The sequence below is a fragment of the Xanthomonas sp. F1 genome (assembly GCF_014199855.1).
Genome location: NZ_JACHOK010000002.1, coordinates 306,345 through 328,452 on the forward strand (window position 1 = coordinate 306,345; position 22,108 = coordinate 328,452).

Here is a 22,108-nt window from a genome sequence, read left to right on the forward strand (position 1 = left end):
CGCAGGGGCGACGCGAGCGGTTGGTTACACTGTGCGATCACCGTTGTCCGCACAAGGAATGCCTCGATGAACTGTCTCTCGCTGTTGTCCCTCGCCATCGCGCTGTGCGCCACTGCCGCCGGCGCCGCGCAGGCGGCGACGCCCGCGTCCACCGCGGCGCTGGAGGGCAAGGTCGATGCGCTGTACACGCGGGCGCCGGACACGCTCAAGTCCGACGAAGTGAAGGCCATGCAGCAGCGCCTGCTGGACTGGGCGCAATTGCAGCGCTATCGCGCCGACAATGCCGCGCTGCCTGCGCCGGCCGCGGACGCACCGCGCGTGGTGTTCTACGGCGACTCCATCACCGATGCCTGGGGCCGTCGCGAAGGCACCACGTTCTTCCCCGGCAAGTCGGCCTACGTCAACCGCGGCATTTCCGGGCAGACCACCGCGCAGATGCTGGTGCGCTTTCGCCAGGACGTGATCGAGCTGAAACCGGCGGTGGTGGTGATCCTGGCCGGCACCAACGATCTGGCCGGCAACACCGGCCTGTCCACGCTGGAGATGATCGAGGACAACCTGCGTTCGATGACCGAGCTGGCCCAGGCCCACCACATCAAGGTGGTGCTGGCCTCGGTGCTGCCGGTCACCGACTATCCGTGGCGGCCGGGCCTGCAGCCGGCGCAGAAGGTGCGTGCGCTCAATGCCTGGATGCAGCAGTACGCGCAGCAGCACGGCGCGGTGTACCTGGACTACTACAGCAAGCTGAGCAACCGCGATGGCGGCATGGACAAGACCGTGGCCATCGATGGCGTGCACCCCAACAACGCCGGCTATGCGGTGATGGCGCCGCTGGCCGAGCAGGCGATCCAGCGCGCGCTGGCGCAGCCCTGAGCCACCGCGCGCGCTCTAGCCCCTCTCCCCCCGGGAGAGGGGTTGGGGTGAGGGTACGGGCGCCGCTAAAGATGGTCGTCGAGCGCTCGCAACCTCAGAACCGCTCGCCGCTCGGCAGATAACGCCACTCGCCCGGCGCCAGCTTGCCCAGTGGGATCCGACCGATGCGCAGGCGGCGCAGGCTGATCGCCTCCAGTCCCACCTCGGCGCACATGGCCTGCAACTGGCCGGGCTGCACATGCTTGATCGCAAAGCGCAGGCGGTCCTCGTTCTGCCAACTGACCTTGCACGGCGGCAGGCTGCGTTGCTGGTAGACCAGGCCATGCGCCAGCCGAAGCATGCCGTAGGGGCGCAATTCGCCGCGCACTTCGACCACGAATTCCTGTTCGATCGCACTCGCGTCCTCGGTCAGGCGGCGCAGCACGCGGCCGTCCTGACTCAGCACCAGCAGGCCGCTGGCCGCCGGCTCCAACGCCAGCGGCGCGTTCAGACGCAGGAAGTGGCGTTTCAGGACGCGCACCTCGCTCGTGTCCAGGGCGCTGCGCGTGTCCGGCCTGACCAGCGCCAGCGCCGCGTCGAGCTCCAGGCCGGCCGGCTTGTGCAGCAGCAGGGTGGCCGGTTCGACCGCGCCCAGTTCCGCGTCGGCGGCGAGGGTCACCTGCTGCGTGGTCACCGCGGCTTGCGGCTCCTCGACCACCACGCCGTCCACGCTGACCCAGCCGCCCTCGATGTATTGCTGCGCTTCGCTGCGCGAGCACGGCAGCATGGCGGCCACGTATTTGTCGAGGCGAGTGGGGGCGGACATCGAAACGCTCGGCGATCAGGGCAGCGCAGTGTACGTGCTGCCGCCGCTGCGCTGCCACGCGCGGCGCCGCCTCAGCGGTCGGCGCCGCCGACCAGCTCCAACTGCGTCAGGTACAGGCGCAGGTCGAATTCCAGCCGGTGGTAGTCCGGCACCATGTGCGCGCACAACTGGTAGAAGGCCTTGTTGTGCGCGCTTTCCTTCAGGTGTGCCAGTTCGTGGGCGACGATCATCGGCAGGAACGCCGCCGGCGCATCGCGGAACACGCCGGCGATGCGGATCTCGCGGCTGGCCTTGAGCTTGCCGCCCTGCACCCGTGACACCGTGGTGTGGGTGCCCAGCGCGTGCTTCACCGCCTGCAGGCGGTTGTCGTAGATCACCTTGTGCAGCGGCTCGGCGCTGCGCATGCAGCGGTCCTTCAGCGCCTGCGTGTAGTCGTACAGCTGACGATCGGTGCGCACCGCATTGGCCTCGGGGTAGCGGCTGCGCAGCCAGTCGCCCAGGCGCTGGCGCGCGATCAACTCGCGCACCTGGTCCAGGACCTGGGGCGGGTAGCCGACGAGATAGCGCAGGGTGTCCATGCCGCTACCTTAGCGTGCCACGTGCCGTCCGCGGTGGCGGCTTTCGCGGGCGGATACGGGCGCTGCGGGTATCATGCGCCTCCCGATTCCGAGTCCGTGGACGCTTCCGATGCGCAATCCCCTGCAGGAGCAATTGCTCAAGGCCGGCCTGGTGAAGAAGAGCCAGGTGGCGCAGGTCGCGCGCGAGCAGGCCAAGGCGCGCCAGGGCAAGACCCCGCCGCCGCCCCGCGCCGAGCAGCTCGAGAGCGAGCGGCTGCGGCAGGAGCGGGTGGAGCGCGATCGTGCGCTGTCGGCCGAGCGCAACGCGCAGGCCCGCGCGCAGGAGCAGCGCGTGCAGGCACGGCAACTGGTCGAGAGCCACAAGCTCAAGGCCGACGGCGAGATCGACTACCACTTCACCGATGCCGGCAAGATCCAGCGGCTGCGGGTGGATGCGGCCTTGCGCGCGCAACTGATCGCCGGCAGCGTGGTGATCGCGCGGCTGGATGCCGGCTACGTGCCGGTGCCGCGTGCGATCGTGGAAAAGATCGTCGCCCGCGATCCGCAGGCCATCGTGTTCGATGCGCTGGCGGCGACGCCGGCCAGCGGCGAGGACGATCCGTACTACAGCCAGTTCCAGGTGCCGGACGACCTGATCTGGTAGCAGGGGGCGAACCCGCAGGCCGCGGACCGCCGATGCGCGACCCGTTGCCTGCCGTTTTCCAGAGGGAGGAGTGCCGATGAACCGCTGTCATGCATGGCCGTGCGTGCGGTACCTGTCGTGGTTGCTGGCGCTCGCGGCGACGGCGAACGCGGCATGCGCCCAGCCCGCCGTGGATCCGCTGACCGCGCGCGTGGACACCGACGACGCCGCGCGTTTCGTGCGGGTGTTTCAGGCGGCCGACGGCCGGCCGAGCGCGCGCCAGTTGCAGGACGCCTATCTGGCGCCCGGCGGCATCGGCGTGGCGGTCTTCACGCCGGACCGGATCGTCGATGCCGAACACCTGGCGCGCGCGATCGCCGCCGATCCCGGCAAGTACCGGCATGCGATCGCGGTCTGCCTGCCCCAGGCGCGCCGCGCCGACGCCGACCTGCGCGCGATCTACCTGGCGTACGCCGGCCTGTGGCCGCAGCTGCGCCTGCCACCGGTGGTGGCGCTGTTCGGCGCGGGCAACTCGGCCGGCAGCGCCGATGCACGCGCGCAGGTGATCGGCCTGGAAAGCGCCTGCGCCGGCATCGACCAGCCGGAGGCATTTCGTGCGCGTCTGCGGCATCTGTTCGCGCACGAGACCCTGCACGCGCTGCAGGCTCCGCTGGCCGAGGACGACCCGGCGCGGCGCGATCTGCTGGTGTGGGCGTTGCGCGAAGGCGCCGCCAACTTCGTCGCCGCGTTGGTCACCGGCGTCGATCCGGGCGGTACCGACAACGCCTGGGCGATGGCGCGTGAAGCCCGGCTATGGCGGCAGTTCCGCTGCGATCGGCAGATCCTGCTGGAGCACTGGCCGGCGCATACGGAGCCGGATGCGCTGGGCCAGCAGGCCGCGCTGCGCTGGTTCTGGAACAACGGCAGTGCGCCACCAGACCGGCCGGCGGAACTGGGCTACTGGATCGGGCAGCGCGTGCTGTTGGCCTATTACCTGCGGCAGGCCGACAAACGCGCGGCGCTGGATACGCTGCTGACGTTGCGCGATCCCGAGCGGATCCTGCGCGACAGCGGCTACGACGGCCATCTTCCGATGCCGGTACGGGAGTAGTGGCGGCCGGCCGATCTGAAGGCGCAGGCGAATGTGACGTGCGCGTGCATTGCAATGACCGGGCGAGGCCGCATCATCGGGACGTAGCCACCATTGGGAGACGACCATGGCCACTGGGTGGGCCGGCGACGGCGCGGTGCAGGACCAGATCGATGCGACCGTGGAAGATGCGATCAAGCGGGCGCGCAGCCAGTTGCCGCAAGGCCCTGGATTGAGCCACTGCGAAGATTGCGACGCGCCGATCCCCGAAGCGCGGCGCAAGGCGGTGCCGGGCGTGCGTCTGTGCGTGGCCTGCCAGGAGGCGCAGGACCGCGCGCAACACGAGCACAGCGGCTACAACCGCCGCGGCAGCAAGGACAGCCAGCTGCGTTGAGGCTCAGCCGGCGCGATCGGTATCCAGCGCTGGCTTTGCGTGCAGCGCGATGTTGAGCTGATCGACCACGATCGCCCAGTCGGCGTCTTCCAGGCGTTCCTCGCGCAGCAGCTGCGCCTGCGCCGGGGTCCAGAACGGTGCTTCTTCCAGGCGCATGGCATCGGGCAGTGGTGCGTGCCGGGCGATGAACTGGCGGATCTCGCTTTCGCTGTTGGGCAGGCCGAGCTGGGCGAAGAGATCGGCGAACGGGGGAATGACGGGTTCCATGCAGTACCTGGTCTGGAAGAGAGGAGCGCCGCACGAGGCGGCTGGCGTCGACCATAGCGGCTGTGCCATGTGCATGGCGTCAGCATCGGCGTGGGACGCGTGGCGGCGCTCAACCCAGTCCGGATGGAACCGGGTGACCGCGCCAGCGGCGCGTGCTGCGCTGGAAGAACAGGCTGTTGGGGATCTGCAGCACGCTCTCGCCGTCGCCGTCGCGTTCCTCGCGCAGCGTGGTGTAGATCAGGTTGATGTCGATCACCTGGCCCTTCAGGCCGGGTTTCTCGCCGTTCTCCAGCAGCTCGATGTGGTCGTGCAGGCGGAACGGACGCGTGGTGAAGATCAGCAGTGTGCAGAAGATGTTGGACAACACGCTCCAGGCGGCGAAGAACGCCACCGCCGCGACCGCGGCGAAGCCGGTGAAGGCGGTCCACAGCACCGTGCCGGACACGCCGAAGCGGTCCAGGATCAGCAGCAGCGCCGCGGCGTAGATCACGAAGCCGCTGCCGCGACGTGCCATCAGCACCAGTTCCGGCGGCAGCGCATGGTGCTCGCCCAGGCGCCGGATCAGCCGCCGCAGCAAGGTCCGCAGCAACCACGCGCCAAGCACGATCAGCACGATCTGCGCGCCGGGCACGATCACGTCGAGCCAGCGGTGCGTCCATGGCGGCAGCAGGGTATGGAGCGGGGGCATCGCACATCGGAAAACGCAGGGGGAATGCGATGGTCGCAAGCGTGGCCGCTGTGGGCAAGTCGCGCTGATGCCGCGTGCTGCGGCAGCGCATCGCTCAGCCCGCGTGCTCCAGCGCGTCCCATTGCGTCTGGGCGATCTCCGGCAGCGCCTCCAGCGCCGGCCTGGCGAACAGATAGCCCTGGTAGAGATCGATGCCCAGCGCGCGCAGTGCGTGGTACTCGGCGGGCGTCTCCACGCCCTCGGCGAGGATGCGGCAGCCCAGTGGCGCGGCCATCGCGACGATGCCGCCGACGATGTGGCGGCGCGCGACGCTATCGTCGATGCCGCGGATCAGCGCCATGTCCAGCTTGATCAGGTGCGGCTGGAAATCGGCGAGCAGGTTCAGGCCGGAGTGGCCGGCGCCGAAGTCGTCGATCGCGGTGAGGAAGCCGCGCTGCGCGTAGTCGCGCAGGATGCGCACGACCTTGGGCAGGTCGGCGACGCGTTCGGATTCGCTCATTTCGAAGATCAGGTCGCCGGTGGGCACGCCGAAGTGCTCGGCCGCCTTCAGGGTCAGGCGGATGCAGGTCGCCGGCTCGTACACCGCATTGGGAATGAAGTTGATCGACAGGCGCGTGCGCAGGCCCAGCTGCGCGGCGGTGGCGATGGCCTGCACCCGGCAGGTCTGGTCGAAGCGATACAACTGCTGCGGGCGTACCCGCGCCAGCACCGCCGCCGCGCCGCTGCCGTCCTCGCCGCGCACCAGCGCCTCGTAGGCGTAGATCGAGCGGGTGACCGCATCGACGATCGGCTGGAACGCCATGCGCACGGCGAAATCCAGCGGCTCGCCATCGCGACAGTTGCCGCAGGCGGGCTGGCCGAGTTCGGCGGACAGGGAGCGCAGGAGCATGCCGAGGCGAGACCGTGGACGAGATCGCAGTATGCGCTTTCGCTGTGAAGACGGCGCCGCGCTTCAGGGCCGGCGCTGGCACCCCGAGGACGCCGTAATGGGCATGGTCGGTGCGGCTGCCCGAACCCAACTCGAAGCGCCGACGTTGCGCCCGGCGCCGCGTCGGCGCAGGGCACGCGTGGTTGCGTGCCGCGGGCGCCCGCGCTGGCCGCGCGGGAAGCCGCGGCGGGCGTCAGCCCGCGTCGGCGACGTCGACCTTCTTCAGCACGCGGGTGGTGCCGAGCACCTCGACGCGGCCGCCGGCCTGGTGGAAGGCGGCCAGGTCGGCCTCGATGCGCTCGCGGCTGAGGCCCTTTTGCGCCTTGTCGGCGGCGCTGGCGCCGCGTGCGTTCCTGGCGTTGGGCGAAGCGGTGTTGCCGGTGGGTCGTGCCATGCTGGAACTCCTGCAGTCAGTACATCGTCAGGGGAATGCCACGGGTCAGTTGCTCGTGGTGGGTGCGGCGGATCTCGCGGCAGTACGGGCCGGCCATCGCGAACTTGCGGCAGACCGCCGGGCGCTGCGCATAGATCGAACAGCACATGCGTGCGCCGTCCACCGCCACGCACCAGCCGTCCTCGTCGCGCGCCATCACGTGCAGGCCTTCGCGGGTGTACTCGGTGAGATGTTCGGGGACGTGGTCGTCCGGCATCACCAGCACGGTCAGGCGGCAGCAGATCGCGTCGCAGCGGTCGCAGGCGATGCCGGAGTCGGTCGCGTCCCGCGCGCTTTCGCTCATGCGTCGCCGCCGCGATCCGGACCTGTCGGCCGGCGAGGTGGCTGAAGCGGCGACGCCAGGCGCTCGAGCTGGAGCGTGGCAGGGGCGGGGGACATGGCGCTCCGAAGGATCCGGCCTGCGAAGGACGGAGGTTGGCGCGAGAAGGAAGCGAGTCGGGCGCCAGGAACGGCCGGACGAGACGCGCGTAGCGACGTGACGCTGAAGTGTGCACCCATGCTACGCCAGTCGCGCGCCCGCTGCATGAACAATGCTGGCCGCAGCCGCTGCGCCGGCCTGGAGCGGCCAGGCGGGTGCGTGGCACCGGCGCCTGGGCTGCCCGTGCTGCGCTAATCCTGCGCGGCGGCCAGCGCCAGGCCCTGCACCACGCCGAACGAGGGGTCGCCGTGGACCAGGCGCGCCTGCGGGAAGGCCGCGGCGACCAGGCGCTGCAGGTAGCCGGCGCGCGACATGCCGCCGGTCAGGAACACCGCGGCCGGATCGCCGCCGATGTCCTGGCGCACCTGCGCCAGCAGCTCCTGCAGCGCCTCCAGGTAACTGCGTGCGGCCTGCACCAGTTCCTCGGCCTGCACCTGCACCTGCAGCCCCGCCTCGATGTAGTCCAGGGTCTCGGCATGCCGCTCGGCATCGCTGAGGCGGATCTTGCTGCGCTCCACCGCACGGTACAGGCGCGCGGTGTTGCCGGGTTCCTGCAGCGCCTGCAGGCGCGCCTCGTACGGGGCCGGCACGGCGTCGTAGCGGTGCTGGCGGAAATCGCGCTGGCGGGTGGTGTCCTGCACCATCGCCGCTTCGACGTAGTGGTGCGAAGGCACGCGGGTGATGCCGCGGCCGAACTGCGGCATGAACCCGGCCAGGCTCAGCGCCAGGTCGATGTCGGTGCCGCCGCGCGGGATGCCCCAGGCGCGGTGCACCTGCGGTGCGGCGTCGCCGCCGACGCTGGCGTGGGCGATGTCGGTGGTGCCGCCGCCGATGTCCACCACCACCGCGGCGTGGCGCTCGCGGCTGACCGCGTGGTAGTGCATCGCCGCGGCGGCCGGTTCCTCCAGGAAGGCGACGTCGTCGAAGCCGGCGGTGATCGCGGCGCTGTGCAGGATCTCCAGCGCCTGCGCGTTGCCGGCCTCGCCGATCGAGCTGCGGAACTGCACCGGACGGCCGAGCAGCGCGCGGCGCACCTGCATGCCCAATTGCTGCGAGGCGGTCAAACGGATGTGTTCGAGGATGTGCGCGGCGATGCCAGTGATGGTCTGGCGCGCGCGCGGATGCAGGTTGTAGCCCAGCATCGATTTGGGGCTCTGCACGAGGTTGCCTTCGCCCTCGACGAAGTAGGCGTCCAGCGCGTCATCGCCGTAGACGGCGTTCTGCAGCAGCGCCGCGGAACTGCGCGGTTCGCGCATCTGCGCTTCCATCCACTGCCGGCGCACCACCCGGATCGCATCGCGGCGCAACGCCTCGGGGCTGCGTTCGCGCCCGGCGGCGAGCGCATCGCGGCGGCCGGATTCGATCAGCTCGTCCACCTGCCGTTCCATCGCCGGGGTCAGGTCGAATTCGGCCGGGTCGCGCATCACCTCGGGGAAGTACACCGTGGTGCGGAATTGCTGTTGCGCGCCGAAATCGATCGGCACCACACGGCCGTCGATCACCGCGGCGGCGGCGGAATTGCTGGTGCCGAAGTCGATACCGAGGCGCATGACGGGGCCGGGCGGCGGAAGGGCCGCGCACTGTGGGGCAAGCCGCGGCGCGACGCAAGCGCCGCCCGGAACGCACGAGGCCCGCATCGGCGGGCCTCGTCGGAACAGGAAACCGGGCCGCTTACAGTGCGGCGCCGGCGTGGCCCTGATTCTTTTCCTGCTCGGTGGCCTCGCGCACGCCGGCCACTTCCACCGCGAAATGCAGCACCTGCCCGGCCAGCGGGTGGTTGCCGTCGATGGTCACCAGTTCTTCGCCGACCTCGGTGACCGTGACCAGCAGCGGACCCTGGTCGGTCTGCGCCTGGAACTGCATGCCAGGAGCCAGCGACCCGGCATCCGGGAACGAACCGCGCGGCACCTGCTGCACCAACTGCTCGTGACGCGGGCCGTAGCCTTCGGCCGGAATCACGTCGGCGGTGACCGACTCGCCGGTGCGCTTGCCGGTCAACGCCTTCTCCAGGCCCGGCACGATGTTGCCGGCGCCGTGCAGGTAGCTCAGCGGATTGTCCGGCGAGGACTGGTCGATCACTTCACCGGCGTCGTCGGTGAGGGTGTAGTGGATGGTGGCGACAAGCCCGTTGGCGATCTCCATGGGAAACCTCGTTCAGTGAGTAAGGGGGATACGCCGGCACAGTCACAGCGCGATGAGAGGGGTGCTACCCGGCTACCCTAACGAAAAGCGGCGCAGGGCCGCAAGTCGCGCTGGCGCGCCGCCATTCAGGGCGCCGGCGGCTGGCGCAGCGCGGTGCGCCGGGCCAGCCAGGTCTCCGGGGTCTGCGGCTTGACGAACAGCGCCTGCAGTTCCGGGTACTCGGCGCGCGCGGCGGCCTCGATGCGTTCGATGCACGCTTCGATCTGCGCGGTGCTGCGCTGGTCCTCGAACTCGGCGCTGAGCGCAGCGACCACCTGGTCCGGCCCCATCTGCACGCTGAGCACGCCGTTGACCGCGCGCACGTCCGGATCAGCGGCGGCGATGCGCCGCAGCGCGTCGCCGAGCGGGCGCGCCGCCGGCTCGCCGATCAGCAGGCCCTTGGTCTCGCGTGCCAGCACGAACGCCGAGCAGGCCAGCACCGCGGCGATGCCGATGGAGGCGACGCCGTCCAGTTCCGGCATGTCCAGCCACTGCGCGGCGAGCAGCCCGGCCAGCGCGATCAACAGGCCGATCAACGCCGCGCTGTCTTCCACCAGCACGGTGAACAGGCTCGGGTCCTTGCTCTCGCGGAACGCCTGTACGTAGCTCAGGCGGCCCTTGCGCGCGCGGAACTCGCGCAGCGAGATCCACCACGAGGCGCCCTCGAACAGCAGCGACAGCCCCAGCACGATGTAGTTGAGGGTGTGGTCGCTGGCCGGCTGCGGATCGCGGATGTGGGCGATGCCCTCGTACAGCGACACGCCGGCGCCGAGCGCGAACACCAGCAGGGCGACGATGAAACTCCAGAAGTACAGCTCGCGCCCGTGGCCGAACGGATGGGTGGCGTCGGCCGGGCGCGCGGCACGGCGCAGGCCGTACAGCAGCAACAGCTCGTTGACCGTGTCCACCAGCGAATGCACGCCTTCGCTGAGCATCGCCGAACTGCCCGAGAGTGCCGCGGCGACGAACTTGGCGATGGCGATGGCCAGATTGCCGGCGAGCGCGGCGTAGATCGCGAGGCGCGACCCGGACGAAGCGGACATGAGATTCCTGCGGCTGGCACGGCGGCACGGGGCGGGCGGCTACAATAGGCGGCTCGCCGTCGTCGCCGTATCAAGGACTCCCATGCCCGCCGCACCCGCCTGCCCGCAATGCACCCTGGAAAACACCTATGTCGACGGCGCCAACTGGGTGTGCGCGGACTGCGGCCACGAGTGGCCGGCCGCGGCCGAAGCCGCCAACGACGCGGCGACGGTGGTACGCGACAGCAACGGCAACGTGCTGCAGGCCGGCGATACGGTGGTCGTGATCAAGGACCTGAAGGTCAAGGGTTCATCGATCCCGCTGAAGCAGGGCACGGTGATCCGCGGCATCCGCCTGGTCGAGGACGATGCCGAACACATCGAAGGCAACTCGGACAAGATCAAGGGCCTGGTGCTGAAGACCTGCTTCTTGCGCAAGGCGTGATGCTGGCGACGGTGCCGCGCGCCGGCGGCGTTCGGCGCCTGTAGGGAGGCAGATGTCCCGTAGGGCGGCTTCAGTCGCGACTGACGTCATCAGGACCGCCCTTCGCGGCTGAAGCCGCTCCTACACGCGATGCTTCCGTTAGCCGATGGAGGCTGCCGTCCGGGCGCCAGCCGCGCACGGCGTGCGTCCTGCCCGCGAAGGGAGAGAGGCGATCACCCGCGGCGTGGCCGTCGTCGCCCCCGACGCCCAGCGTGCGCGGTGCGGCGGCTATCATGTGCAACGGCGCCGGGGGGCGTCGGCCGGACCGGCGCAGACACGGAACAGGGGATGCACATGCACACGTACACACGGGCGACGGCTGCCGGCCGTCTGGCGCGCACGCTGGTCCTGGCTTGGGGGCTATGCCTGCTGGCGCTGCCGGCCTGGGCGCGGATGCAGGAAGTCAAGCCGGGACAGACGCCGGAGCTGGCGCCGGGCGAAGGCCTGGTGCTGGTGGCGGTGGACACCGACGTCGCATTGAGCGGCGTGGAGTTGAACAAGGACGGCAAGGTCTTCGGTGGCGGCACCCTGTCCGGTCTCAAGCCGGGCATCAGCTACCGGCTCTACATCGCGCCGGCCGGCGACTACGCCTGGCGCCGGGTGCTGTTGATCTCGCAGTTCGGCTACAACCTGCGCGACAACGACGAGTTCCGCTTCCGGCTCGAACCGGGGCAGATCACCTACCCGGGCGACCTGCTGTTCCGGCCGTCCTCGTTCTTCAGCGGCGACATGGGCATGGTCAATCGCGCCTTGGCGGCGATGGACTGGCTGCAGCAGACCCATCCGGCGCTGTGGGCGCGCTACGCCCTGCGTTACGCCGGGCACTACCCGGATCCGTTCCCGGAGTTCTACCGCAAGGCGCTGGCGCAGCACCCCGACGCACGTCCCGCGGCGCAGGTGGCGCTGCGCGCACCGCCGGCGCCGGGCGCCCTGCCGATCGCGCCGGCCACGCTGTTCCGCGATAGCCGCATCACCGACCTCAGCTTGAATCCACGCGGCGATCTGCTGGCGTTGCAGGTGCACGAGCGCAAGGACGAATGGCGCATCGAATTGCTGGACCTGACCAGCGATCAGCAACGCCTGCTCGCCACCAGCGTCGAACCGATCCGGCAGATGCTGTGGGCCGGCAACGACGCGTTGCTGTTCACCGTGCCGGTGAAGAACGGACGCGACGTGGTGCGCGGCATGCGTGCCGATATGGCGGCCGACGGCAAACGCAAATGGAGTCCGCTGACCTTGCCCGATGGCGGGTTCCTGGTCGACGCCCTGCCACAACGCCCCAACCAGGTGCTGTACGCCACCACCTTGAGCAACGGCGACAACGCCGTGCAGGTCCTGGACGTGTCCAGCCAGGCGGCGATCGACCGCTGGCGGCCGCGCCTGCGCGATCGGGTGAACGTCGGCCTGGAGCGCGACGTCGGCTGGCTGACCGATGGGGAAGGGCGGCTGCGCCTGGCCATCGTGCGCCGCGACGACGGCTACGTGCTGCGCTACCGCGACGGCGAAGGAACGACCTATCGCGACGTGATGACGCTCGATCACCTGCGCGATTTCCAGCCGGTGGGCCTGTCCTATGCGGCGGACCAGATCTATGCGGTGACCGACGACGGACGCGCGCAGCGGGAGCTGGTCGCCTACGACGTGGCCACGCGCAAGATCGTCCGAACGCTGTTCAGCCGCAGCGCGGTCGACGTGGTCGACATGATCCAGGGCCCGCAGCGCACGCCGATCGGCGTCACCTACTACGAGAGTGGACGCCTGGTCAGCCACTACTTCGAGAGCGCCGACGAGCGCCTGGGCCGCGCGCTCAGCGCGGCCTTGCCGGGGCGCAACCTGCAGATCGCCGCGCGCAATGCGGACGGCAAGCAGATGGTGCTCTGGGCCGACGCCGCCGACCAGCCGCCGCAGCTCTACCATCTCGACCTGGACAAGCGCGTGGCGCGGTCGATCGGCGAGACCATGCCGTGGCTGCACGGCATGGCCTTCGCCCCCAGCGAGGTGTTCCGATTCAAGGGCCGCGACGGACTGCCGCTGGAAGCCTTTCTGACCCTGCCGCCCGGCGCCGGACGCAAGCCGCTGGTGGTGTTCCCGCACGGCGGGCCGATCGGCGTCGCCGATGCGCTGGGCTTCGACCCGGAGACGCAGTTCCTCGCCTCGTTGGGCTACGCGGTGCTGCGGGTCAACTTCCGCGGGTCGGACGGCTACGGTCGCGCGTTTCGCGAGGCCGGACGCGGCAGCTTCGGCACGTTGATCGAGGACGATATCGATACGGCAATCGTGCAGGCGCAGGCGCGCTATCCGCTGGATCCGCAGCGCATGTGCGTGCTCGGCGCCAGCTATGGCGGCTATTCGGCGCTGGTGATGACGATCCGCTGGCCGCAACGCTTCCGTTGCGCCGTGTCCATCGCCGGCGTGGCCGATCGCATCCTGTTCTACACCGCCAGCGACAGCGCGCGCAGCGCCGAAGGGCGGGCGAACCTGGAAAAGCACTTGGGCGATCCCAAGGCGGAACTGGCACAGATGATCGACACATCGCCGCTGTACCACTACGACGCGATCAAGGTGCCGGTGATGCTGGCGCATGGCCTGGAGGATCGGCGAGTGGACTACGAGCACACCCGGCGCATGTTGCGCATGCTGGACATGGCCGGCAATCCACCGGTGGGATTGAGCTTCCAGGGCGAGGGCCACGGTTTCGCCGACGTCGAGCATCGCGTCGCATTGTGGAGCGGCGTGGCCGGCTTCCTGCAGACCCATCTCTCGGGCTCAGAAGGCGGGCCAGCGTCGACACCGGGCGCTGCCGCGGCGGCGCCCTGACCGCGGCGGCGGCACCATGGCGGTGCCGCCGCAGGACGTGATCAATCCAGCGTCGGGTAGTCGGTGTAGCCCTTGGCGCCACCGCCGTACAGCGTGTCGGCGTCCACCTGATTCAAGGGCGCGTCGCGGCGCAGCCGTTCCACCAAGTCCGGGTTGGCGATGAACGGGCGGCCGAACGCCACCGCGTCGGCGCGGCCGGAGGCCACGGTCTCTTCGGCCAACGCCTTGTCGTAGCCGTTGTTGACCAGCCACGGGCCATGGAACTTGGCGCGCAGCGCGGCATAGTCGAAGGCGATGTTGTCGCGCGGGCCGCCGGTGGCGCCCTCGATCACGTGCACGAAGGCCAGGCCCAGCGGATCCAGCCGTTCCACCGCGCGCTCGAACAGCGGCTGCGGGTCGCTGTCGCGCGCATCGTTGGCCGGGGTCACCGGCGACAGACGCACGCCGGTACGGTCTGCGCCGATCTCCTGCGCCACCGCCTGCACCACTTCGAACAGCAGGCGCGTACGGTTCTCGATGCTGCCGCCGTAGGCGTCGTCGCGGTGGTTGCTGCCGTCGCGCAGGAACTGGTCGATCAGGTAGCCGTTGGCGGCATGCACTTCCACGCCGTCGAAGCCGGCGGCGATGGCGTTGCGGGCGGCACGACGGAAGTCCTCGATCAGCCCAGGGATTTCGTCCAGGCGCAGCGCGCGCGGCGCGGAGACATCGGTGAAGCCCTCGGCGGTGAAGGTCTTGGCGTCGGCGCGCAGCGCGCTCGGCGCGACCGGCGCCGCGCCGTCCGGCAGCAGGCTGACGTGCGAGATGCGGCCGACGTGCCACAGCTGCAGCACGATCTTGCCGCCGCGGCGATGCACTTCGTCGGTGACCGTCTTCCACGCCGCGACCTGCGCGTCGCTGTAGATGCCCGGGGTGTCCTTGTAGCCCTGGCCCATCGGGCTGATCTGGGTCGCCTCGGCGATGAGCAGGCCGGCGCTGGCGCGCTGGCCGTAGTACTCGGCGGCCAGCGGCGAGGGGATGCGGCCTTCGCCTTCGGCGCGGTTGCGGGTCAGCGGCGCCATCACGATGCGGTTGGCCAATGCGATCGCGCCCAGGCGCAGCGGCGTGAAAAGCGGGGAAGCGGTGTCGGTCATCGGTGGGTCTCTCGGTGGTGGAGTGGGGCGGGCGACCCTACAGCGTGGCGCTGCAAGGCGGCGTGCGTGCAGGACATGGGGACGCACGCGGCGGTTTCGCGGTGGTGCGATGGGACAGTGCGTTGCTGCCGCGGCGTGTTCGCGAGGGCATTGCCGCGCCAGGTGCCGCCAGCGGCACCACGCAACGCGGCGTTGCGCGCGCGGGGGGCTGCAGGACGTGCTGCAATGCACAATAATGGGCGGCCCTTACTTTTCGGGACGTGCGCATGACCTCATCCGCCACGGCGCCGCTGTCGCGGCGCGGCTACGTGCTGATCCTGTTCGCGCTGGCGATGGGCGGTTTCGCGATCGGCACCAGCGAGTTCTCCACCATGGGCCTGATGCCGTACATCGGCCGTGGCCTGGTCATCGATGCGCCGCAGGTCGGGCATCTGATCAGTGCCTACGCGCTGGGCGTGGTGGTCGGCGCGCCGCTGCTGGCGATCCTCGGCGCGCGCTGGCCGCGGCGGGATCTGCTGCTGGCGCTGATGGGCTTCTATGCATTCGGCAACCTCGCCAGCGCAGTGGCGCCGGACTATCACAGCATGCTGCTGGCGCGGTTCGTCGCCGGCCTGCCGCACGGCGCCTACTTCGGCGTGGCGACCCTGGTGGCCGCGTCGATCGGTCCGCCCGACCAGCGCGGCGCGGCGGTCAGCCGGGTGCTGCTCGGCCTCAACCTGGCAGTGCTGGTCGGCAACCCGTTGGCGACCTGGCTCGGTCAGGTGGCGGAATGGCGCTACGCCTACGCCCTGGTTGCGGTGATCGCGGTGCTGACGGTGGTGCTGGTGTGGCGCCTGCTGCCGGCCGATCCGCAGGAGGCGCGGCCCTCGCCGTTGCGTGAGCTGCGCGCTTTCAACCGCACGCAGGTGTGGCTGGCGCTGGGCATCGGGTCGATCGGTTTCGCCGGCATGTTCTGCGTCTTCAGCTATCTGGCGCCGACCCTGATGGAGGTCACCGGCGTGTCCGAACACTGGATCCCGGTGGCGATGGGCGCGTTCGGGCTGGGCGGCTTGCTCGGCAACCTGGCCGGCGGCTGGCTGTTCGACCGCATGCAGTTCCGCGCGGTGCCGCTGGTGCTGCTGTGGTCGCTGGCGGTGTTGCTGGCGTTCCCGCTGGCGGCGACCTCGCCGTGGGCGGTGCTGCCGGCGGTGGTCGCGGTCGGCAGCATGGGCGCGCTGGCGCCGGTGTTGCAGACCCGCTTGATGGATGTGGCCAGCGATGCGCAGACCCTGGCGGCGGCTTCCAACCATGCGGCGTTCAACCTGGCCAACGCGCTGGGACCGTGGCTGGGCGGCATCGCGATCGGCGCCGGCCTGGGCTGGACCTCCACCGGCTATGTAGGCGCGGCGATGGCCGTGGGCGGCCTGCTGATCTACCTGTGGGCGCGCCAGGCGGCACGGCGTGCTGCCTGCGCGCACGCGGCCGGCTAGGGCATGCCCTTACTCCCTGAGCGCGCCTGCCAGACCCAACGCGGCGCATTCGGGCAGTGAGGACTTGCCCTAGGCTGCGCTAGCGCGGCGGCCGCACGGTCGAGGACAGCTGCCGCAGCGCGTCCAGCTTGCCCTGGTAGCGTGGTTGGCTGGCCGGATCGGCGTGCGCCATGGCCTCGCGCAGCGCCGCAGTGGCGCGGCGGGTGTCGCCGCTGTGCAGGTAAGCGCGGGCCAGGGCGAAGTACAGCAGGTGGGCGCCGTCGTACAGGTGCAGTGCGTGACGGTAATAGGCGATCGCCGCGGTGTAGTCCTGGCGCCGCTCCGCCTCGTTGCCGAGCAGATACTGCTGGAACGGATCGCGCTGGCGCACGCGTTCCATCTGCAGCTGCAATGCGGTCTCGCGCGCGCTGTCGCCCACACGCCGGGCCAGGCCCACCGCATTGGATAGCGCCGGCAGGTGCTCCGGATCGATCTCCAGTGCCTTGGCGTAGTCGCGTGCGGCGGCGGTGCTGTCGCCATCGCGCATCGCCAGTACGCCCTGGTTGTTCCAGGCCCCGGCGAAGCGCGGATCCATCTGCAGGGCCATCGCCAGATGCGCACGCGCGCCGTCGAGGTCGCCGTCGACCATCAGTTCGGCGCCGCGGTTGTTGTAGTAGTGGGCGAGGGCGCGGCGGTCGGAGATCGGCTGCGGACCACGCCGGTCCATCAGCACGCTGCGGTCCAGGTCGATGCTGCCGCGGCCGCTGTCCACGCGCACGCCGGCGTTGACGTGGCCGACGTTGTACAGCGCATTGCCGTCTTCGTACCAGCTCAGGACGCGGCGCACTTCCTGGACCTGCGCCTGCAGCCCGACGTCGCGTGCCATCGCCACGAACAACAGGGTGAAGGACAGGCAATTGACGCGACGGCTGGCGTAGCTCTCGGCGACGCTGTGGGTGGCCTTGGGGTCGTACTGCAGGTTCAGGCCCTTGGCGTCGAAGGCCAGCGCCACCAGTTGCTGCAGGCGGTGTTCGGCATCGGCGCCGCGGTCGATGCGTTGCTGCAGCAGCGCGTGCAGCGCCGCTGGCAGTTGCATGATCTGTTCCGGCGTCGGCGTCGGCGTCGGCATGGCGGCTGCCGCGGCGGTCGTCGCAGGCGCTGGCGGTGCCGTCTCCCGCTGTGCCGCCGCTGCCAGGCGCGATGACGAGATGGACGGGGAGGGAGACGACGGGACGGCCGTAGCGGCGGCGAGCAGGGCGAACGCAGTCCAGGCGAACATGACGCACCTCGCGGTGCCCTGCAGTGGCGAGGGCTCGCCTGCACTATAGGCCCTCGCTGGCGATACAGGACGGTCATCGTGGCAGCGCCGACAAGCGGTCTCCGGCCGACGCGATCGATGGCGGCGGTGATCCACAGCCGCTGTGGACGAACATGGGACAAGCGTGTGGATAAGTCCCTGCCGGCCAGGCGCCGCAATGCGCACAGACAGGATGGTGAAAACTTCACCACATGCCTGACTGCGCGCCACGTCAATGAACGCGTGTTCACCACCGGCAATGCGGCGTGAGGAGCCAACGCCGATGGCTCACGTGCGCTTTATGCCGTTCTGCCCAGCATCGCCACCACCACGCAACGCGGCAATCCTCTCGACCGCGCCGTGCGATATCCAGGTTCACCCCCCGTGTGCCCGTTGCGCGATATCGCCGGCCTCGCTACAGGAGTTTTCCATGAGCATCCAGAGCAAGACCACGCACAGCCTCAACGACCTGATCGCCATTTCCCGCGACGGCAAGGACTTCTACGAAGAAGCCGCGAAGAAGGTGGGCGACGCCGAGTTGTCCGCGCTGTTCCTGCGCATCGCCGGCGTCAAGTCGGACATTGTCAGCAGCCTGAGCGCGGTGGTGCAGTCTGTCGGCGGCAAGCCGGAAGAGCACGGCACCATGGTCGGCAGCATGCAGCAGATGTACGGCAAGGTCCGTGCCGCGCTGGGCGACACCAAGTACGGCTATGTCGCCGAGCTGGAAGAATCCGAAGATCGCCTGCTGAAGGCCTTCAACGAGACCATCGCCGACGCCGACACCCCGGTCGCCGCGCGCGATGCCGCCACCCGCCTGCTGCCGGAAGTGCGCGCCTGCCACGACGTGATGCGCACCCGCAAGCACGCGATGAAGAACGCGGCGTAATCGCTGCCTGCCGCCGACCCGGCGCGCCGCCATCGCGGCGCTGTCCGGGTCGGCGTGCCGACGGTCTGTAGCGGGACGGTGCGCTTGCTACCATGCGTGTTCGACCGCTGCCCGACCCGATTGCGGCGTTTGCCGCTTCTGCTCATGTCTCCCGATGCTGCGCCTGCTGGCGCCCAGTTTTCGCTTGGCTTCGATGCGCCTGCCGCGCGCGAAAGCCTGTTCTTCGCATTGTTGCCGGACGCGCAGACGGCGCAGGCAGTGCACCATCTCGGCCAGCAAATTTGCCATGACCATGGATTGCACGGACGCGCGCTGCCGCCCGAGCGGCTGCATGTGACCTTGCACTATCTCGGCGAGTACGCCGGTATCCCGCCACGCTTGTTGCAGCAGGCCTGCGCCGCCGGGCAGGCGCTTGCGGCCGCGCCGTTCGAACTGGCATTCGACCAAGCGGCGACCTTCGACAGCCGCGCGCGCAGCCGGCCGCTGGTGCTGCGCGGCGACGGCGAGCCTGCTTCGCTGCTGGCCCTGCGTCAGGCGCTGCAGCAGCAGTTGGCCCGACATGGCGTGGCGCCCCGCGCCGACGGTGCGTATCTGCCGCACATGACCATGGCCTATGTCGATCAGGCGCTGGCGCCGCAGCACGTGCCGGCGCTGCCTTGGCAGGCGACATCGCTGAGCCTGATCCGCAGCGTACAGGGCCAGGGCCGTTACCTGCACGAAGCGCGTTGGCCGTTGCGCGCCGATCCTGCGCAGCGCGGCGCATGAACGCGGCGCCGCTGACCCTGCCCGACGCGCAATGGGCGCAATTGCGCGCGGCCTACGCCGAGCCGCCGCGGGCGTATCACCATTTCGGCCACGTCGAAGCGGTGCTGGCGCACTACGCCGAGGTCGCCGCCGACACCGGCTGGCAGCAGCCGCGCGAGGTCTACCTGGCCGTGCTCTATCACGATGCGGTGTACCGCGCCGGCCGCGGCGACAACGAAGCGCAGTCGGCGCGCCTGGCCGAGGCCGCGATTGCACAGTGGCTGCCGGACGCCGCGGTGGATGCGGCGCGGGTGGCTGCGCTGATCGAACTCACCGCGCGCCACGGGCAATTCACCGTCGACTCGGTGGATGTGGAGGCGGCGCTGTTCCTGGATTGCGACATGGCCATCCTCGGCGCCGCGCCGGAGGCCTTTGCCGCCTACGATCGTGCCATCGCCGAGGAGTACCGCGGGGTGGTGCCGGGCTGGTTGTACCGACGCAAGCGCCGCGCTTTCCTGCGCACTGTGCTGGCGCAGCCGCGCATCTTTCTCAGCGAGCGGTTCCACGCGCGCTACGACGCGGCGGCGCGCGCCAACCTGCGCCAGGCCATCGGCTGACGGAGCCAGTGACCGCGGCCGGCACAGCCTTCTTCTACACTGCCGCGCCGGTCTGCCCCGGCCGCTGCCACGGAGCCTCATGTCCGACCCTGCCGCCAATGCCGATCCCCGCCCGCAGGCGCCGCTGCCTCCCGGCCCCAGCGACTGTTGCGACAGTGGCTGCCCGCTATGCGTCTACGACCTCTACCACGAGGAACTGGCGCGCTATCGGCAGGCGCTGGCCGCCTGGCGGCTGCGCCATCCCGGCGCCGACGCAGACGTGTGATGGGCCTCGCCAACGCAGGTGATGGCCCAGGTCCGGCGTACCCGGCATGAACCGCCGAGCGCGTCGCGCTTCGCGCCGCCGCCGTTCGGGATTATCTTTAACGCGCCTTTTCAGGATGGCTGGATGATGCAGAAGCGTGGCGGTTGGATGTGGGGATGTGCATTGGGCGGACTGCTCGCGGCCGGCGTCGCCGGCGCGGCACCGGAGGCTACGGCCGCCGCCGCGCCGCGTGCCGGCGCACCGGCAGCGGTGCCGGAAAAGCTCAGTCATGGCCGCTTCGAGCAAGTGCCGGTGCTGCTGCCCAAGGGCAATGCGCAGCGCGTGGTGCTGTGGTTCGCCGGCGGCAAGCACGCCGATGCCGAGCGCATGCGCCAGATCGAGGCGCTGCGCGACGACGGCGCCATGGTCGCGGTGATCGACAGCGCACACCTGCAGGCGGTGCTGGCGAAGATCGACGGTACCTGCGGCTTCTCCGCCGGCGATGTGGAGAACTTCTCGCGCTACGTGCAGGCCTATTTCCACGTGCCGACCTACCACCTGCCGTTGCTGATCGGCGACGGCGATGGTGCCGCGCTGGCCTACGCGGTCGCCGCGCAGGCGCCCAAGCATCTGCTGGCGGGCCTGCTGACCGAGGATTTCTGCCCGGTGCAGGTGCTCGACGACCAGATCTGCGGCGCCGGCATCACCGCGCCGGCGCGTGCGTTGAAGCCGACCGCGCTGCCGGTGCCGTGGCTGGCCGCGCTCGATGCCAAGACCCGCCGCGACCGCTGCAGCCAGCAGAGCGATGCGTTCCTGCAGAAGGTGGCCCAGGCACGGCAGTTCCGCCGTAGCGCCAGCGGCGACGCGCTGCCCGGCCTGCGCGCGGCAGTGCGTTCGCTGGGCGACCGGCCGGGCGTCAGCCTGCCGCCGACCCCGGCCGACCTTGCCGGGCTGCCGGTGGTCGAAGTGCCGGCAGCCGCCGGTGCGGGCGATGCCGACAACGGCAACGTGTTCGCGATCTTCGTCTCCGGCGACGGCGGCTGGGCCGGACTCGACCAGCAGGTCGCCGGCGCCCTGGCCAAGGCCGGTATCCCGGTGGTGGGCGTGGATTCGCTGCGCTACTTCTGGAGCGAGCGCACGCCGCAGGGCTTCGCCACCGACCTGGACCGCATCTACCGCCACTACAGCCACCTGTGGCAGCGCGGACGGGTGGTGCTGATCGGCTTCTCGCAGGGCGCCGACGTGCTGCCGGCGGCCTACAACCAGCTGCCGGAGGCAATGCGCGACCAAGTGCAGCTCACCGCCCTGCTGTCGGTGGGCAAGACCGCCGACTACGAATTCCACGTGTCCAACTGGATCAGTTCCGGCGACGACGGCCTGCCGATCGCCCCGGAAGTGGCGAAGATGCCGCCGGCGCAGACCCTGTGCCTCTACGGCGAGGACGACGACGACGCGCTGTGCCCGGACCTGCCCAAGGGCGGGGTGCAACTGGTCAAGCTGCCCGGCGACCATCATTTCCAGGGCGATTACGCGACTCTGGCCAAGCAGATCCTGCAGCGCATTGATTGACGGCCGGGATTGGAGATTGGGGATTCGGGATTGGCGGATTGGTCGCGTGACCGGGCATGTCCGCTCGCGTCGTCGTAGGAGCGACTTCAGCCGCGACGCCGACCGCTGAAACGTCGGTCCCGCGAGGGGATAAGCGCCGCTCGCTGTCGCCGGACTCTATGGCGGCCGTACCCTCACCCCAACCCCTCTCCCGGGGTAGAGGGGCTAGCGCTTTTCCTTCTCCCGCTGGGAGAAGGTGCCCCGAAGGGGCGGATGAGGGGGCGGCGCGAAGCCCCGAAATGCTCCAGCAACGCCGGTGACCAGGCGAATCCCCAATCCCGACTCCCCAATCCCCGCCTCACTCCGGCTTGCGCGGATCCAGCGAGATCAACCGGGTCACGTCCAGCAGGGCGGCGGGCAGGTGCATGCCGCCGGGCGCGCCATGGCGGCCGTACCCTCACCCCAACCCTCTCCCGGGGTAGGGGGGCTAGCGCTTTTCCTTCTCCCACTGGGAGAAGGTGCCCCGAAGGGGCGGATGAGGGTACGGCGCGAAGCCTCGAAATGCTCCAGCAA

The 22,108-nt window shown here is 70.1% G+C and carries 24 protein-coding genes; 12 read left to right on the forward strand and 12 right to left on the reverse strand.

Going from position 1 to position 22,108, the window contains the following annotated elements; translation table 11 throughout:
- The first annotated feature begins 66 nt into the window (after positions 1 to 66).
- On the forward strand, positions 67 to 873 hold the full coding sequence (locus GGR71_RS06005; protein WP_160963106.1) for an SGNH/GDSL hydrolase family protein: 807 nt from the start codon (positions 67 to 69) through the stop codon (positions 871 to 873).
- A 94-nt stretch (positions 874 to 967) separates the two neighbouring features.
- On the opposite strand, the gene GGR71_RS06010 is transcribed toward GGR71_RS06005, so the two are convergent.
- The gene (locus GGR71_RS06010) at positions 968 to 1,678 is read right to left on the reverse strand and encodes an rRNA pseudouridine synthase (protein ID WP_160963108.1); all 711 of its coding nucleotides are present in this window, start codon (positions 1,676 to 1,678) and stop codon (positions 968 to 970) included.
- 71 nt (positions 1,679 to 1,749) lie between these two features.
- Positions 1,750 to 2,256: a YgjP-like metallopeptidase domain-containing protein gene (locus GGR71_RS06015; protein ID WP_048490970.1), complete on the reverse strand. Its 507-nt coding sequence runs from the start codon at positions 2,254 to 2,256 to the stop codon at positions 1,750 to 1,752.
- 109 nt (positions 2,257 to 2,365) lie between these two features.
- On the opposite strand from GGR71_RS06015, the gene GGR71_RS06020 reads away from it, so the two are divergent.
- From GGR71_RS06020 to GGR71_RS06030, 3 genes are all read left to right on the forward strand, one after another.
- The gene (locus GGR71_RS06020) at positions 2,366 to 2,899 is read left to right on the forward strand and encodes a DUF2058 domain-containing protein (protein ID WP_160963110.1); all 534 of its coding nucleotides are present in this window, start codon (positions 2,366 to 2,368) and stop codon (positions 2,897 to 2,899) included.
- 76 nt (positions 2,900 to 2,975) lie between these two features.
- Complete coding sequence (locus GGR71_RS06025) at positions 2,976 to 3,989, forward strand: hypothetical protein (RefSeq protein WP_160963112.1); 1,014 nt, start codon at positions 2,976 to 2,978, stop codon at positions 3,987 to 3,989.
- 106 nt (positions 3,990 to 4,095) lie between these two features.
- Entirely contained in the window at positions 4,096 to 4,362 is a 267-nt protein-coding gene (locus GGR71_RS06030) for a DksA/TraR family C4-type zinc finger protein (RefSeq protein ID WP_048490972.1), read from the forward strand.
- 3 nt (positions 4,363 to 4,365) lie between these two features.
- On the opposite strand, the gene GGR71_RS06035 is transcribed toward GGR71_RS06030, so the two are convergent.
- The 8 genes from GGR71_RS06035 to GGR71_RS06070 all read right to left on the reverse strand — a co-directional run bounded on the left by GGR71_RS06035 (position 4,366) and on the right by GGR71_RS06070 (position 10,341).
- A complete protein-coding gene (locus GGR71_RS06035) occupies positions 4,366 to 4,629 on the reverse strand; it encodes a DUF2789 domain-containing protein (protein WP_048490973.1) in 264 nt (87 codons plus the stop codon).
- Between the two features lie 109 nt (positions 4,630 to 4,738).
- Positions 4,739 to 5,317 carry a mechanosensitive ion channel domain-containing protein gene (locus GGR71_RS06040; protein WP_160963114.1) on the reverse strand — a complete coding sequence of 193 codons (579 nt, stop codon included), beginning with the start codon at positions 5,315 to 5,317 and terminating at the stop codon, positions 4,739 to 4,741.
- A gap of 94 nt (positions 5,318 to 5,411) precedes the next feature.
- Positions 5,412 to 6,206 (reverse strand): EAL domain-containing protein, encoded by a 795-nt coding sequence (locus tag GGR71_RS06045; RefSeq protein WP_160963116.1) that lies wholly within the window; start codon positions 6,204 to 6,206, stop codon positions 5,412 to 5,414.
- Positions 6,207 to 6,438: 232 nt separating this feature from the next.
- Entirely contained in the window at positions 6,439 to 6,639 is a 201-nt protein-coding gene (locus tag GGR71_RS06050) for a hypothetical protein (protein ID WP_048490976.1), read from the reverse strand.
- A gap of 16 nt (positions 6,640 to 6,655) precedes the next feature.
- Positions 6,656 to 6,982, reverse strand: coding sequence for a YkgJ family cysteine cluster protein (locus GGR71_RS06055; protein WP_160963118.1), 327 nt, complete (start codon positions 6,980 to 6,982; stop codon positions 6,656 to 6,658).
- Positions 6,983 to 7,308: 326 nt separating this feature from the next.
- Positions 7,309 to 8,667, reverse strand: coding sequence for an Hsp70 family protein (locus GGR71_RS06060; protein WP_160963120.1), 1,359 nt, complete (start codon positions 8,665 to 8,667; stop codon positions 7,309 to 7,311).
- A gap of 121 nt (positions 8,668 to 8,788) precedes the next feature.
- Complete coding sequence (locus GGR71_RS06065; protein ID WP_017908237.1) at positions 8,789 to 9,259, reverse strand: FKBP-type peptidyl-prolyl cis-trans isomerase; 471 nt, start codon at positions 9,257 to 9,259, stop codon at positions 8,789 to 8,791.
- A 125-nt stretch (positions 9,260 to 9,384) separates the two neighbouring features.
- Complete coding sequence (locus tag GGR71_RS06070) at positions 9,385 to 10,341, reverse strand: cation diffusion facilitator family transporter (RefSeq protein WP_160963122.1); 957 nt, start codon at positions 10,339 to 10,341, stop codon at positions 9,385 to 9,387.
- A gap of 82 nt (positions 10,342 to 10,423) precedes the next feature.
- Between GGR71_RS06070 and GGR71_RS06075 the strand changes: the two genes are divergently transcribed.
- On the forward strand, positions 10,424 to 10,765 hold the full coding sequence (locus GGR71_RS06075; RefSeq protein ID WP_048490980.1) for a zinc ribbon domain-containing protein YjdM: 342 nt from the start codon (positions 10,424 to 10,426) through the stop codon (positions 10,763 to 10,765).
- A gap of 333 nt (positions 10,766 to 11,098) precedes the next feature.
- Positions 11,099 to 13,621, forward strand: a complete 2,523-nt coding sequence (locus GGR71_RS06080; RefSeq protein ID WP_160963124.1) for an alpha/beta hydrolase family protein — start codon at positions 11,099 to 11,101, stop codon at positions 13,619 to 13,621.
- Between the two features lie 41 nt (positions 13,622 to 13,662).
- On the opposite strand, the gene GGR71_RS06085 is transcribed toward GGR71_RS06080, so the two are convergent.
- Positions 13,663 to 14,751, reverse strand: coding sequence for an alkene reductase (locus GGR71_RS06085; protein ID WP_160963126.1), 1,089 nt, complete (start codon positions 14,749 to 14,751; stop codon positions 13,663 to 13,665).
- Between the two features lie 266 nt (positions 14,752 to 15,017).
- On the opposite strand from GGR71_RS06085, the gene GGR71_RS06090 reads away from it, so the two are divergent.
- A complete protein-coding gene (locus tag GGR71_RS06090; RefSeq protein ID WP_160963128.1) occupies positions 15,018 to 16,220 on the forward strand; it encodes an MFS transporter in 1,203 nt (400 codons plus the stop codon).
- A 79-nt stretch (positions 16,221 to 16,299) separates the two neighbouring features.
- On the opposite strand, the gene GGR71_RS06095 is transcribed toward GGR71_RS06090, so the two are convergent.
- Positions 16,300 to 17,295, reverse strand: a complete 996-nt coding sequence (locus GGR71_RS06095) for a tetratricopeptide repeat protein (protein WP_160963142.1) — start codon at positions 17,293 to 17,295, stop codon at positions 16,300 to 16,302.
- Between the two features lie 631 nt (positions 17,296 to 17,926).
- On the opposite strand from GGR71_RS06095, the gene GGR71_RS06100 reads away from it, so the two are divergent.
- From GGR71_RS06100 to GGR71_RS06120, 5 genes are all read left to right on the forward strand, one after another.
- The gene (locus GGR71_RS06100; protein WP_041500455.1) at positions 17,927 to 18,382 is read left to right on the forward strand and encodes a PA2169 family four-helix-bundle protein; all 456 of its coding nucleotides are present in this window, start codon (positions 17,927 to 17,929) and stop codon (positions 18,380 to 18,382) included.
- A 144-nt stretch (positions 18,383 to 18,526) separates the two neighbouring features.
- Positions 18,527 to 19,147 carry an RNA 2',3'-cyclic phosphodiesterase gene (gene thpR, locus GGR71_RS06105; RefSeq protein WP_160963130.1) on the forward strand — a complete coding sequence of 207 codons (621 nt, stop codon included), beginning with the start codon at positions 18,527 to 18,529 and terminating at the stop codon, positions 19,145 to 19,147.
- Positions 19,144 to 19,743 carry an HD domain-containing protein gene (locus tag GGR71_RS06110; protein WP_160963132.1) on the forward strand — a complete coding sequence of 200 codons (600 nt, stop codon included), beginning with the start codon at positions 19,144 to 19,146 and terminating at the stop codon, positions 19,741 to 19,743. The genes thpR and GGR71_RS06110 overlap by 4 nt, the downstream gene beginning before the upstream one ends.
- Before the next feature lie 79 nt (positions 19,744 to 19,822).
- Positions 19,823 to 20,008 (forward strand): oxidoreductase-like domain-containing protein, encoded by a 186-nt coding sequence (locus tag GGR71_RS06115; RefSeq protein ID WP_048490986.1) that lies wholly within the window; start codon positions 19,823 to 19,825, stop codon positions 20,006 to 20,008.
- A gap of 123 nt (positions 20,009 to 20,131) precedes the next feature.
- The gene (locus tag GGR71_RS06120) at positions 20,132 to 21,556 is read left to right on the forward strand and encodes a virulence factor family protein (protein ID WP_184451735.1); all 1,425 of its coding nucleotides are present in this window, start codon (positions 20,132 to 20,134) and stop codon (positions 21,554 to 21,556) included.
- Positions 21,557 to 22,108: the final 552 nt, after the last annotated feature.